We start from the raw sequence: 13,599 nt of genomic DNA on the forward strand, positions 1-13,599 counted from the left end.
CACTGAAGTTTTGCGGTCAATCTTAATTTAAGCTGCTTGAACTTAGGTGAAAAGACGGCTGCAACAATAAGCAGATACGCTGGATAATGCTATGAAACAAGCCACCGCTTTGGCAATTTTGCAAACAGGGCAGAATGTGTTTTTGACTGGACAGGCAGGTGCGGGCAAGACCTATGTGCTAAATCAGTACATTGATTATTTGCGTGTGCGTGGCGTGCCTGTGGCAATTACTGCCAGTACAGGCATTGCAGCAACGCACATGAATGGCATGACGATACATTCTTGGTCTGGCATTGGCATTCATAACGAGCTTGAAAAAGTCAATCTTGCCAAGCTACAAGCACGCGAAGATTTTGTTGAGCGATTAAAAAAAACCAAGGTGCTGATTATTGATGAAATTTCCATGCTGCACGCCAAGCAAGTGGATACCATTGATGGCGTACTGAAGCACTTTCGCGACAGTCAGCTGCCTTTTGGCGGTATGCAGGTGATTTTTTCGGGAGATTTTTTTCAGCTTCCTCCGATTGGCGAAAAAGGCGAAACCTCAAAGGAAAAATATGCGTTTATGTCGCAGGCGTGGCTTGCTTGCCAGTTTCAGATTTGTTATCTGACCGAGCAACATAGACAAGCAGGTGCTGGAGAGCGAGAGACTTTTGGCTTGTCGCTTAATGATATTTTAAACCAAATTCGCAGTCAGACGGTAACCAAGCAGGCGGTTGATGTACTACAAGCCACCGAAAATCATACGATTGACCTAAACCGTACACGATTGTACACGCATAATGCCGATGTCGATACCATCAATCAGCGGCAGTTGCAACAATTGCCAACCAAGCCCATCACTTATCAAGCAGCCACAATGGGCGAAAAGCCACTGCAAGAGGCACTTACAAAAAGCGTGCGAGCACCGAGCGAATTGACAGTTGCCATCGGTGCCAAGGTGATGTTTGTTAAAAATCTGCCACTTTTGGGCGTTTATAATGGTACGATGGGCGAGGTGATTGGGTTTGTTGGCAGCTCTGGCAAGCGTTATACGCAGCAAACAGAATCCAACATGGACGAAAAAGCCTATCCGCTTGTACGATTAAATGGCGGTGGTGAGCTGGTGGCAGAGCCTGAGGAATGGACGATTGAGGACAAAGATGGCATGGTGCTGGCAAGTTTCACCCAAGTGCCATTGTGCTTGGCGTGGGCGATTACTGTGCATAAATCGCAGGGCATGACGCTAGATGCTGCTGAGATTGACCTATCCAAGACTTTTGAGATGGGGCAGGGTTATGTGGCGTTGTCGCGTTTGCGTAGCTTGGCTGGCTTGAAGTTGCTGGGATTTAACCTAAAAAGCCTACTGCTTGACGAATGGGTGCAGCGGGTGGATTTGCGGTTCATTGAATTATCCAAAGAGCACGAAGAAAAGTTCAATAGCCTTGATGATAAGGCATTGGCAGAGATACACCGAGCGTTTATTCAGGTGTGTGATGGCATTACAGATGAAAAAGTCATTGCAGAAAATCTAAAATATTTGACCGAAAAAAGACAAGCCAAGCAAGCCAAATCAGCAGAATCTAAGTCGGCAACCGTGCTACAAAATGGCCTAACTGCAACGGTTAATGAAACTTTTAATTGTGTGCAAGCAGGTCTTGATTTGCAGCAAATCGCCAAAAAACGCAGCTTGGCAGTATCAACCATCATTACGCATTTGGCTGCCATTGCCAAGGCGATGGGGATTGGTGCCATTGAGCAATTTTGCCCCGAGCAAAGCGTGCTAGATGAGATTGCCGCTGCCATACAGCGACTACAGGCACAAGGCGAGCTGCTTGATGATATAAAAATCACACCAATTTTTGATGAATTAAGAGAAAAATATCCTCACAACGAGATTCGTTTGGCATTGCCCTTTATCATACAGGCAGATGGCAAAGATGGGGCAGATGATGAAGCGTGAAAAATTACGATTGGCAATTAATGGTTTTGGACGGATTGGGCGTAATTTGTTGCGTGCTTATGTCAAATATCCTGCGGATTTTTCGCTGATTGAAATTGTTGCAATCAATGATGTGGCAGATGCTGATATTTTGTTGCATTTGTTAAAATTTGACAGCACGCACGGGCGATTTGGGCAAGATGATGGCACGCAAGTTTGTCTGCTGGATAAAGGTGGGGATACTTATTTGTCTATCACGGCTGGTGGCAAGTCGTGTGATATTTTGCTTTTGCAGCAATCAGATCCCAAGCGACTGCCATGGGAGGGGCTCTGCATTGATATTGTGCTAGAATGCACAGGGCAGTTTCGCTCTTATCGTGATGCCACAAAGCACAAGCTGGCAGGGGCGGCACAGGTGATAGTTGGTGCTGCACCGTTTGATGAGGTTGATGCAAGCATTGTGATTGGCGTTAATGATAATAGCCTTAGTCGCACACTGTCTGTTATTTCTGGCGTATCTTGCACCACCCAAGCGTTGGTGCCGCTGCTACAGGTGTTGGATAGTGATTTTGGCATTGACAGCGTGATGATGACAGAGATTCATGCAGTTACCGCCGACCAAAGCGTGCTGGATAAGGCTCATCGTGATTTTCGCCGTGCTCGTGCCAGTGGGCATAATATTATCCCAACAACCTCAAGCAGTATCAATGCAACCGAGCGAGTTTTGCCGACCATGCGTGGCAAAATCAACGGACATTCTATCCGAGTGCCGACCATCAATGTGGCAGCGATTGATATCACCGTAAAATTCAACACGCCACAAAACTGCGATGGTGTAAAATCCGCCTTAATTGCCGCAAGCCAAAGCAGGCTACAGGGCATCATGGCTTATACTGATGAGCCTTTGGTATCAAGCGATTTTATTGGCAATCGTCATTCTTTGGTCATTGACGGTCAGCAGCTCATGCAGGCAGGCGAGTTAATAAAAATCTATGCATGGTATGATAATGAATGGGGTTATGCCAATCGCTTGTTACAAATGTGCCAAAAATTAGCACTTTGTCCCAGCTGAGCATTGTTTCTGATTTATTTTAAAATATAAATTTAGCAATAATAAATTATGGAGCTATTATGACTGACAGCATGAATATTGAACCTACCGCCACCCAAAGACGCATTATTTATCAGGCACGCCGTGGATTAAAAGAGCTGGATTTTTATATCGATCCGTATGTTAAGCTGCATTATTTGCAGGCAAGTGATGAAGAGCAGGCGGCGTTTGCAACACTGTTAAATTATGAAGATCCAGATTTGCTGTTGTTTTTTTTGGGTCAAGAAATACCGCAAGAGCCTGAGGTTGCCGAATTAATCAATAAACTAAAAGAATTAAGATACGCTAAAGATTAATTGATATTTATGAAGCAAATCATCAACGATAAGAATTTGCTTATTTTGGACATTCAGCTACAACCAAGCAAGATAGCGTGGTATCTATGGTGGCTGATGTCAGCCATGGTTGGCTTGATTTGTTTTGTGGCGGCAGTGGCATGGTGGCAATGGCTATTGCTATTGTTACTATTTTTATTATTAAGCATATCTTATAAAAATCACCTATCATCTGCGATAAGCAAACTTAGCACCCGACAAATTGATGGCGTATGGTTGCTTGCCATTCCAGCGGATAAAGATGGCACAGAGTTAATTTACCAAGCCTATTTGCAGCGTATTCAATTGGTGAATTTGGGGTTTGTGTCGGCTGTTGTATTGGATTTTTATGTTGTTATTCCCAAAAAATCACGGTTGACCACCACGATATTTGTCGACCAGCTGACCGCGGCTGACTATGCCACATTGGCAGCGTTGGCAAAATTATCCAGCCAAGTTCAAAAATTGTCGTAATTTAATTATGGCAATGACAAGGTGATAAATCGCGTGATTATTGTTTTGGATTTGGTTGCTATTTGTTACAATCAATGAAATATCGCTAACAATTTTTAAAAATCATTACAAAAATCTGCTATGGGTTAATTGTTTGTTTTGTTAAGATAAATAAGAATAAGTTGCTTTTAGTGGAGAATTTTTATGAGTTTATTACAAAATGTCTTTAGCGAAGTGCTAAAAAACGCCGTCCAATCACAACAGTCCCAGCAGTCGCAACAACCGCAAAATCAAGGCGGTTTGGGTGGTTTGCTGGGTACATTGGCAGGCATGGCAGGGCAATCGCAAGCACAGGGCAATGCAGGCTTGGGTGGCTTGTTAGGAAGTGTGCTTGGTTCACAGCTTGGCAATCGCCAAGGTGCCAACTTAGAAGCTGTATTGGGCGGATTATTGGGTGGAAATAATCAAAACACCAGTGCAGGCGACCTAGGCAGTGTTTTGGGTAGTGTACTTGGTCAATCTCGTGGTGGCGTGGCAAAATCATCAGGAGGCATTAATAAAGGTGCGTTGCTGGTGGCATTATTGCCTGTGGTGCTGACTTTTATCCAAAAAAATGGCGGTTTGTCGGGAATTTTAGGTAAATTTTCTAACAGTGGACTTGAAAACAAAGCCCAATCTTGGGTGAATATCGATACCAATAACGATGGGATTGATGCAGGCGATGTGGCACGCTTGTTTGGCAATGAGCAGATTCAGCAAGTTTGTGAGCAGACAGGGGCGACTCATGGCGAGGTATGCCAAGGCATTGCCGAGCTGTTGCCACAGGTGGTTAATGATTTGACCCCAGAGGGTGATTTGAGTAATGAGCAGCAAGCCAATGATGAAATTGCTGAAATCTTGACAAAAATGAAATCCTCTCAAGCTTAATTGAGTGCCTTAAAAGCTGCCTTTGGGCGGCTTTTTTATTGGGTGGGCAACACCGTGGCTAAAGTGGTAAAATTAGCGGCATTGATTTGATAATTATAAATTTAAATTTATTAATTGTTTTTAATATTTAACTGGTATCGCTTGATTTTATCAAATCCTTATGAGTTTGTATGGTAGATATTTTAGCCTGCATTAGTCTCGGCGGTGGTTTTGTGATAGAGGGCGAAATGTGTCAGTGGTAAGTGGTCGCTGAATTTGGTATAATTGGTCTGATTTTTGATGATAAATAGTGATTAGGAGTATGTATGGAAATCGCCCAGTATCAAGAACAAATCAAAGACCTAACCCAGCGAGGTCAAGATCTTCGGGGGTATCTTTGACATTGATGCCAAAAAAGAACGCCTAGAAGAAGTAAACCTAGAGCTGGAAAATCCCGAAATCTGGAATGACCCTGAAGTCGCCACCAAAATCAGCAAAGAAAAATCAGTGCTTGATGGCATTATCGGTGTTATCGAGGGGCTTGATGGTAGTTTGGCGGATGCGGTAGCAATGTTGGAACTTGCCACCGAAGCTGATGACGAGAGCCTGCTTGCTGATGTGCAAGCTGAGTTGGATTTGGCACTGTCAAAGGTTGAAGAGCTGGAATTTAAGCGAATGTTCTCAGGCGAGATGGATGCCAATAATTGCTATCTTGACATTCAGGCAGGCTCGGGCGGCACAGAGGCTCAAGACTGGTCACAGATGTTGCTTAGAATGTATTTGCGGTGGTGTGAATCTCATGGCTTTAAGGCGGAGGTGATGGAAGTCTCTGAAGGTGGGGTCGCTGGCATAAAATCAGCAACCATCGCTGTCAAGGGTGATTATGCCTTTGGTTGGTTGCGTACCGAAATTGGCGTGCATCGCTTGGTGCGTAAATCACCATTTGATAGCAATAATGGTCGCCATACCTCATTTGCGGCGGTTTTTGTATCGCCAGAGATTGATGATAATGTAGAAATTGATATCAATCCTGCCGATTTACGCATTGATACCTATCGCTCTAGCGGTGCAGGCGGTCAGCATGTTAATACCACCGATTCTGCGGTGCGTATCACTCACCAACCAACTGGCGTGGTTGTGGCTTGCCAAAATGAACGAAGCCAGCATGCCAACAAAGATACTGCAATGAAAATGCTACGAGCCAAGTTGTACGAGCTAGAAATGCAAAAACGCATGGAGAAACAGCAAGCACTGGAGGACAGCAAGTCAGATATTGGCTGGGGTTCACAAATTCGCTCTTATGTGCTTGATGATTCACGCATTAAAGATTTGCGAACTGGCGTGGAGACCTCAAATACTGGTGCGGTGCTTGATGGTGATTTGGATAAATTTATTGTTGCCAGCCTAAAGGCAGGATTGTAAGTGATATTTATCTTGGTATCAATAAAAACCAACCAGTCGGTTTTTTATTTATTATAGCCATCAATGATTACTAATATTTTGTGGCAAAGCAGATATAATTTATCACAAGTTTTGTATTAGCTATTTATTTTATTTGGTGATAGTGCTACAATCGCAGTAGCAATTAGCTTATAGTAAAAGTTATAAGGAGACAGTATGTCTATTGATCGTATTCGTAACGCAGCCCTGCGTGAAAAAGTCATGAGTGCCGAAGCGGCAGCTGAATTTGTCAAAGACGGCATGAATCTTGCCATTACAGGCTTTACGGGTGCAGGTTATCCAAAAGCATTACCAACTGCCATTGCCAACAAAGCAAAGGCTGCTCATGCCAAAGGCGAAAAGTTCAGCATCGGCATGGTAACTGGTGCATCTACGGCACCTGAATGCGATGGCGTGCTTGCCGAAGCTAATGCTGTGCATTTTCGTTCGCCTTTTCAGTCAGATCCGACATTGCGTAATAACATTAATGCAGGCAATACCAACTACCAAGATATGCACTTGTCGCATGTAGAGCAACAAATGCGTCAAGGTTTTTATGGAAAATTTGACCTTGCGATTATTGAGGCGGCTGGCATTACCGAAAATGGCGAAATCATCTTTGCTATGGGTATTGGTCATGGTGTAGAAGCGGTCAAAAATGCCGACAAAGTTATCATTGAGATTAATGCGGCACTTAGCACGGGGCTTGAGGGCATGCACGATGTGTACGGTGATGTTGGTTTGCCACCGCACCGCAAGCCAATCCCGATTGTAGGAGCGTTTGACCGCATTGGCACACCTGCCTTGGCGTGTGATAGCGATAAGATTGTGGCGATTGTACTGACCAATGCAGGTGATCGTAATTCTAAGTTTGCTGAACCTGATGAGGTTTCTAAGCGTATCGCTGCCCAAGTCATCGACTTTTTGGATCATGAAGTGAAGGCAGGGCGACTGCCAAAAAGCCTGTTACCACTACAATCAGGTGTTGGTAATGTTGCCAATGCGGTAATGGCAGGACTGCTGGATGCACCGTTTGATGATTTGGTGGGCTATACCGAAGTTTTGCAAGACGGTATGCTGGATCTGATTTTGGCAAAAAAAATGAAAACAGCATCTGCCACTGCCTTGTCATTTAGTCCAGATGCACTACAACGCTTCAATGAAAATATTGAGTTCTTAAAAGACAAAATTATCCTACGCCCAATGGAAATCAGCAACAACCCAGAGATTATTCGTCGTCTTGGGGTGATTGGCATGAACTCAATGATTGAGGCGGATATTTATGGTAATGTAAACTCAACCCATGTTATGGGTACTCGCATGATGAACGGTATCGGTGGCTCTGGCGACTTTACTCGTAATGGCTTCTTTAGTTTTTATGTCAGCCCATCAACCGCCAAAGGTGGGGCAATTTCTGCCATCGTACCAATGGTGAGCCATCATGACCATACTGAGCATGATGTGATGTTTATTGTTACCGAGCAAGGCATGGCGGATTTGCGTGGCAAATCACCGCGTGAGCGTGCCAAATTGATCATCAATAACTGTTCACACCCTGACTATCGTGATATGCTACAAGATTATTATGATCGTGCATTGGTTGCTAGCGAAAAAGCAGGCGGTATCCATACGCCACACCTATTACTTGAGGCATTGTCATGGCATCAGCGTTTTATCGAAACTGGCGATATGCGTATCAAATAACCTGTTTGCAATGCAAAAAACCGCTCTATCATTGAACCGACCCCCAAATCTTAGACACAAGATTAAAGGTTAGGTTGATAAAGCTAAGTGGTTTGACCAAGGACTAAGCTTCTGTATCTGACAGGACTTAGTCCTTTTAGTTTGGTCTTTATTCTATTATAATTGTAATAATGAATGTACTCATCAATCGTTGTTTTAAGCTCATTGATGGATGTGAAAGTGGTTTGTTCATAAAAGATTTCCTGTTTGAGTGTCCCAAAGAAACTTTCAATGACTGCATTATCAAGACAATTACCCTTTCTTGACATACTTTGGATTAAGCCTTGTTCCTTTAAAGTTTGTTGATAATGATACTGTTGGTAGTGTATGCCTCTGTCTGAATGAATGATGGGTGTTTCATTAGGTCTTAGTTTAGATAAAGCATTACTTAACATCTCATTAACCAAGTCATAAGTAGGTCGTTCATTGAGAGCATAACTGACAATCTCGCCATTAAACAAGTCTATGATGGGTGATAGATACAGTTTTTTCTCTGTGATTATGCCATTTTGTGCCTCATCTTGCACCTTAAACTCTGTTACATCAGTTGACCATTTTTGATTGGGTCTTGTGGCTTTAAAGTCTCTTTGTAGGACATTGTCTTTAATCTTGTCTTGGTGTTCCCCTTGATAAGAGGAGTAGGCTTTGTATTTTCGTTGTCTGATTTTGGATTTCAAGCCCATTGCTTGCATTAAGGTTGCACTCTTTTGTGGTTGATGACAAGATTTTGATTGTTAAGCTGATGGTTGAGTTCTAAGGTAATTCTACGATACCCATATCTGCCTTTGTGCTTATGGTAGATGTGGTTAATGCGTTCTTTTAGGAATTGGTCTTTGTCAGGCTTTGTACTTTGACGAATGTGGTAATAAAACACACTTCTTGGCAGGTTTGAGATTACCAACAAATCTTTTAGAGGGTGTTTATGCCTTAATTCTTGAACAATCAGGACTTGTTCTTTGATTGTTCCTTTTGACGAATTAAGGCATCGAGCTTTTTTAGGTAGTCGTTTTCTGCTTCTAAGTATGCTAGGCGTTTTAGAAGTTTGGCATAGTCATCATCTTGTGGCTTAGTTTTGCTTGTTGATTTGTTTTTGGTTGTTTTGTCTTTATTGGTGTTGTGTTTGTTTGGCATTGCTTTTCTGCCTTTGGGTTTGGGAGTAAGTCCCATTATACCAAAGCTTTGATAGGACTTTAACCAGTTTGACAGTAAAGCAGGTTGTGGTAGATTAAGCTCTATGGCAAGCTGTGTCAAAGATTTGCCAAGAAGAACTTGTTGTACAGCGTTAAGTTTAAAGGTGGTGTCATAGATGGCTTTGGTTCTTCGTCTTTTAATACCATCAATACCGTGTGTTTGGTAGAGTTTGACCCAAAGCTCTACTGTTTTGTGGTCTAAACCAAAATGTTTTGCTGTACGTTTGTAGCTGTGATTGTTTTGATAATAGGCCATCACAGACAGCTTGAAATCAAGTGTGTATTTTGCCATAGAAAGCACCCCAAGAGTTAGTAGTGGAATGTCTAACTTTTGGGGTGCGGTTCAAATGGGCGGTTTTTTCATGATGACCCATCAGTCATTTATGAAGGCTTGCATTGATGATTGCTATTGGTTATTTTATTAATAAATTTTTGTTAAACTTTAAACCAAATAAAAAGGATATGCCATGCAATATGTCGCACCGCTTCGTGATATGCAATTTGTTATGCACGAATTATTGGACAGCCAAGCACATTATCAGCGATTGCCTGCTTATCAGGAATTGGACAATCAGACGGTTAATAGTTATCTGCAGACGGCAGCTGATTTTGCCGAAACAGTTTTATCGCCGTTAAACAGCGTGGGGGACAAAGAGGGGTGCCGTTTTGTTGATGGGCAGGTTTTTACACCCACAGGCTTTAAGCAAGCATATCAAAGCTACTGTGAACTTGGTTTTACGGCACTGGCTGCCAGTCCAACTTATGGTGGCTTGGGTTTGCCCAGTTCGCTTGCCAAGGCGATTGATGAGATGACAGGGGCGGCAAACTGGGCATTTTCAATGTATCCCGGTTTATCCCATGGGGCGATTGCCACCATTGAACATCATGGCACACAAGCTCAAAAAGACACTTATCTACAGCATCTAAATACAGGGGCTTGGTCAGGGACGATGTGTCTGACCGAATCGCAAGCTGGCTCTGATTTGGGCATTATCAAAACTCGTGCCACGCCAAACGCCGATGGCAGCTACGCCATCACAGGTCAAAAAATATTCATCTCAGCAGGTGAGCATGATTTGACAGAAAATATCATTCATATTGTTCTGGCACGCTTGCCTGACGCACCTGCTGGCACAAAGGGCATTTCGCTATTTATTGTGCCAAAGTTTTTGGTCAATGATGATGGCAGTTTGGGCGAAAGAAACGCTGTTTCTTGTGGCTCTATTGAGCATAAAATGGGCATCAAGGCTTCGGCAACTTGTGTGCTAAACTTCGATGGGGCGACAGGGTATTTGATAGGCCCTGAAAATCGTGGACTAAACTGTATGTTCACCTTTATGAATGTGGCACGCATTGGCACTGCAATTCAGGGCTTGGCGGCATCGGAACTTGCCTTTCAGGGTGCGATACGCTATGCCAAAGACCGCACAGCCATGCGTGCCATGACAGGGGTTAAAGATACTGACAAAGCCGCCGATCGCATCATTCATCACCCAGCGGTACGAGAAATGGTATTGACCACCAAAGCATTTGCCGAAGGTGGACGAGCTTTGATATACTTTTTGTCGCAATATGTTGATATGATTGAGGCAGGTCAGGGCATAGATGGTATTGATGTGAAATTTGCCGATGAGATGTTGTCATTGCTCACACCGATTGCCAAAGCGTTTTTGACCGAAACTGGCTTTGAATCAGCCAATCACGGTGTGCAAGTTTATGGCGGGCATGGTTATATTAGCGAATGGGGCATGGAGCAAAATGTCCGCGATACTCGCATTGCTTGCTTGTATGAAGGCACAACAGAGATTCAAGCGATTGATTTGTTGGTGCGTAAAGTGCTTGGCTCCAAAGGGCAGCTGCTTGTTAATTTTACAACACTGATTGATGAGTTTTGTGCAAAATATGCAGATGATGACAACTTGCAGCAGTTCATCACACCTTTGCAGGCTTTGGTGAAAACATGGCTGAATTTGACCCAGTCTTTGGCGGTGGCGGCCACTTCTAATGCAGATGATGTGGGTGCGGCAGCGGTCGATTATTTGTATTATAGCGGTTATGTAGCTTTGGCATATTTATGGGCAAGACAGGCTGCTGTGGCGTATCAAAAACTTGCCACATTTGGTGATGGTGAGCAATCCTTACAAGGGGATTTTGGGTTTTATGATGCCAAGATAAAAACCGCTCAATTTTATTTTGGTAGAATATTACCACGCACTCAGACCCATGTGGCTCGTATCAAGGCGGGTTCAGCAACTGTGATGGCAATGGATATTGAGCAATTTATTTATTAAAAATAATGAAAAAATTAATCTCTGGTCGATAAGACTGGTCAAATAACCAACAAAGGATTCGTTTATGTCTTTGACTTATACTGCACCACTTGACGAAATGCGTTTTACCTTGTCAGAGGTATTTGATGCAAAGAATTTTTGGCAACAGCACAGCCAGCTAAATCATGTTGATATAGATACGGTGGAGATGATTTTGGCAGAAATGTCAAAATTCGCCAGCACAGCCTTATTGCCCATCAATCAATCTGGTGATAACGAGGGGGCAAGTTATCTGGGTGAGGGTAAAGTTGCCACTCCAGCAGGCTTTGTTGATGCTTATCGTCAATATGCCGAAGCGGGCTGGATTGGACTGGGTGGTGATCCTGAATATGGTGGTCAGGGCATGCCAAAAATGGTAACCATGCTTGCTGAGGAGATGTTATTTACCGCCAATCAATCTTTCGCCCTGTATCCAAACCTAACCGTCGGTGCGTGCTTGTGTCTGTTGACAGCTGCAAGCGACGAGCAAAAGCAGCAATATCTGCATAAGCTGTATGCAGGAACTTGGTCGGGGACAATGTGCTTAACCGAGCCACACGCAGGGACGGATTTGGGCATTATTAAAACTCGTGCCACGCCAAACGCCGATGGCAGCTATGCCATCACAGGCACGAAGATTTTTATTACTGGTGGTGAGCATGATTTGACAGAAAACATTGTTCATTTGGTGCTTGCCAAGACCCCTGATGCACCTGTTGGCACAAAGGGCATTTCGCTATTTATTGTGCCAAAGTTTTTGGTCAATGATGATGGCAGCTTGGGCGAAAGAAATGCTGTTTCTTGTGGCTCTATTGAGCATAAAATGGGCATTAAGGCTTCGGCAACTTGTGTGCTAAACTTCGATGGGGCGACAGGGTATTTGGTTGGGCAAGAAAATACAGGGCTTGCTACCATGTTTGTTATGATGAATTATGAGCGTCTAACCATGGGACTGCAAGGCTTGGGGGCAAGTGTGCTGGCGTATCAAAATGCCGCTCGTTATGCCAGTGAACGACTGCAAGGGCGTGCTGATGCTGGTGTGGCAAATCCTGACAAACCTGCCGACCCAATCATCTGCCATGCTGATGTTCGCCGTATGCTGTTAAATGCCAAAACCAACAGCGTTGCAGCACGCACCTTTGCTATGTATGTTGCCAAGCAGTTGGATATCAGTAAATTTGCTGATGATGCCGATGAGGTGGCTACTGCCAAAGCCAAAATTGCTCTTTTGACGCCGATTGCTAAGGCATTTTTGACAGATAAGGGCTTTGAGGCGGCACTTGACTGCCAGATGGTTTTTGGTGGGCATGGCTATATCAAAGAATGGGGCATGGAGCAGATTGTACGCGATACACGAATTTCACAGATTTATGAAGGAACGAACGGCATTCAGTCGCTGGATTTGCTTGGTCGCAAAGTTATTAAAGATGAAGGCCGTGCGTTATTTGCCTTGCTTGATGAAATTCGTGCCGAGTTGGAAGGCGTACCCAATCACAGCATCGGCACCGCCATGCAGCAGGCTGTTTTGGAGATTGACAGTTTAACCAAATCACTCATGCAAGCAGCCAAATCAGACGCCAATGCAATCAGTGCCAGCAGTGTTAGCTATTTGCACGCCGTGGGTTATCTGTGCTATGCTTATATGTATTTATTGATTGTTAAGACCTGCGATGGCAAGACGGGTGAGTTTTATGAATCACGCCGCCAGCTGGCAGAGTACTTTGTGGCACGCGTTTTGCCAAATTTATACACGCACAGTGCCATGGCAAAGGCAGGCTCATCGACATTGATGGTGTTTGATAATGAGTTTTTTATAAACCATTGATGCAATCGGCATATTAAATCAGAGCGGCAGCCAAGCTGACCGTTCTGTTTTTATTAATACAGTTTTTATGATAAGTTATTTATTTAAGACAACTTATTATTTACTGGTTGCTTTGATATTTTAAATTGAACATTCTGTAAGAAATGCCATGAGTGATTGATTTGACAAATTGTTTTTTATAAATTAAAAATTATCAGTAAAATATTAAAAAATAACAAGATTTTGATACAATTTTTATCATAAATTCACCATTGAAATTTGGCAAATACCGCCAAGTGTGATACAGTGGCGTATTTTATATTTATCATAAATTCACCCAAGAAAACACACGGTGCTGATTGTGTGGGTGTAGATTGCCTTTTGTGCTAAGTGGAGTTTGATTGTGCT

12 protein-coding genes are annotated in these 13,599 nt (G+C 43.4%); 9 read left to right on the forward strand and 3 right to left on the reverse strand.

Going from position 1 to position 13,599, the window contains the following annotated elements; genetic code table 11:
* The first annotated feature begins 91 nt into the window (after positions 1-91).
* From EL162_RS06495 to scpC, 7 genes are all read left to right on the forward strand, one after another.
* On the forward strand, positions 92-1,942 hold the full coding sequence (locus EL162_RS06495) for a DEAD/DEAH box helicase (RefSeq protein ID WP_126330927.1): 1,851 nt from the start codon (positions 92-94) through the stop codon (positions 1,940-1,942).
* On the forward strand, positions 1,929-2,993 hold the full coding sequence (locus tag EL162_RS06500) for a type I glyceraldehyde-3-phosphate dehydrogenase (protein ID WP_375537697.1): 1,065 nt from the start codon (positions 1,929-1,931) through the stop codon (positions 2,991-2,993). The genes EL162_RS06495 and EL162_RS06500 overlap by 14 nt, the downstream gene beginning before the upstream one ends.
* Positions 2,994-3,064: 71 nt before the next feature.
* On the forward strand, positions 3,065-3,328 hold the full coding sequence (locus EL162_RS06505) for an FAD assembly factor SdhE (RefSeq protein ID WP_126331697.1): 264 nt from the start codon (positions 3,065-3,067) through the stop codon (positions 3,326-3,328).
* A gap of 9 nt (positions 3,329-3,337) precedes the next feature.
* Positions 3,338-3,820, forward strand: a complete 483-nt coding sequence (locus EL162_RS06510) for a hypothetical protein (protein WP_126330929.1) — start codon at positions 3,338-3,340, stop codon at positions 3,818-3,820.
* A gap of 183 nt (positions 3,821-4,003) precedes the next feature.
* Entirely contained in the window at positions 4,004-4,726 is a 723-nt protein-coding gene (locus EL162_RS06515; RefSeq protein WP_126330931.1) for a YidB family protein, read from the forward strand.
* Positions 4,727-5,031: 305 nt separating this feature from the next.
* A protein-coding gene (gene prfB, locus EL162_RS06520) for a peptide chain release factor 2 (RefSeq protein ID WP_126330933.1) occupies positions 5,032-6,127 on the forward strand; the annotation gives its coding sequence in 2 pieces (ribosomal slippage) (positions 5,032-5,103 and positions 5,105-6,127; 1,095 coding nt in all).
* 195 nt (positions 6,128-6,322) lie between these two features.
* Positions 6,323-7,849 carry a succinyl-CoA:acetate CoA-transferase ScpC gene (gene scpC / locus EL162_RS06525; protein WP_076555206.1) on the forward strand — a complete coding sequence of 509 codons (1,527 nt, stop codon included), beginning with the start codon at positions 6,323-6,325 and terminating at the stop codon, positions 7,847-7,849.
* A gap of 83 nt (positions 7,850-7,932) precedes the next feature.
* Here the strand turns inward: scpC and EL162_RS06530 are convergent, their stop codons facing one another.
* From EL162_RS06530 to EL162_RS06540, 3 genes are all read right to left on the reverse strand, one after another.
* Entirely contained in the window at positions 7,933-8,565 is a 633-nt protein-coding gene (locus EL162_RS06530) for an IS3 family transposase (RefSeq protein WP_170161426.1), read from the reverse strand.
* Positions 8,566-8,579: 14 nt separating this feature from the next.
* Positions 8,580-8,762, reverse strand: a complete 183-nt coding sequence (locus EL162_RS10015) for an IS3 family transposase (RefSeq protein WP_158078467.1) — start codon at positions 8,760-8,762, stop codon at positions 8,580-8,582.
* 68 nt (positions 8,763-8,830) lie between these two features.
* On the reverse strand, positions 8,831-9,370 hold the full coding sequence (locus EL162_RS06540; RefSeq protein ID WP_126330937.1) for a helix-turn-helix domain-containing protein: 540 nt from the start codon (positions 9,368-9,370) through the stop codon (positions 8,831-8,833).
* A gap of 175 nt (positions 9,371-9,545) precedes the next feature.
* Between EL162_RS06540 and EL162_RS06545 the strand changes: the two genes are divergently transcribed.
* Complete coding sequence (locus EL162_RS06545) at positions 9,546-11,369, forward strand: acyl-CoA dehydrogenase C-terminal domain-containing protein (protein WP_126330939.1); 1,824 nt, start codon at positions 9,546-9,548, stop codon at positions 11,367-11,369.
* 64 nt (positions 11,370-11,433) lie between these two features.
* Positions 11,434-13,212 (forward strand): acyl-CoA dehydrogenase C-terminal domain-containing protein, encoded by a 1,779-nt coding sequence (locus tag EL162_RS06550; RefSeq protein ID WP_126330941.1) that lies wholly within the window; start codon positions 11,434-11,436, stop codon positions 13,210-13,212.
* The last annotated feature ends 387 nt before the right edge of the window (positions 13,213-13,599 follow it).

The organism is Moraxella cuniculi, assembly GCF_900637105.1.
In the GTDB taxonomy this organism is placed as follows: domain Bacteria; phylum Pseudomonadota; class Gammaproteobacteria; order Pseudomonadales; family Moraxellaceae; genus Moraxella; species Moraxella cuniculi.

Excerpts from the sequence above, each read along its gene's own strand:
- EL162_RS06495 (WP_126330927.1), top strand. The coding sequence starts at position 92 with ATGAAACAAGCCACCGCTTTGGCAATTTTGCAAACAGGGCAGAATGTG.
- EL162_RS06500 (WP_375537697.1), top strand. The coding sequence starts at position 1,929 with ATGATGAAGCGTGAAAAATTACGATTGGCAATTAATGGTTTTGGACGG.
- EL162_RS06505 (WP_126331697.1), top strand. The coding sequence starts at position 3,065 with ATGAATATTGAACCTACCGCCACCCAAAGACGCATTATTTATCAGGCA.
- EL162_RS06510 (WP_126330929.1), top strand. The coding sequence starts at position 3,338 with ATGAAGCAAATCATCAACGATAAGAATTTGCTTATTTTGGACATTCAG.
- EL162_RS06515 (WP_126330931.1), top strand. The coding sequence starts at position 4,004 with ATGAGTTTATTACAAAATGTCTTTAGCGAAGTGCTAAAAAACGCCGTC.
- scpC (WP_076555206.1), top strand. The coding sequence starts at position 6,323 with ATGTCTATTGATCGTATTCGTAACGCAGCCCTGCGTGAAAAAGTCATG.
- EL162_RS06540 (WP_126330937.1), bottom strand. The coding sequence starts at position 9,370 with ATGGCAAAATACACACTTGATTTCAAGCTGTCTGTGATGGCCTATTAT.
- EL162_RS06545 (WP_126330939.1), top strand. The coding sequence starts at position 9,546 with ATGCAATATGTCGCACCGCTTCGTGATATGCAATTTGTTATGCACGAA.
- EL162_RS06550 (WP_126330941.1), top strand. The coding sequence starts at position 11,434 with ATGTCTTTGACTTATACTGCACCACTTGACGAAATGCGTTTTACCTTG.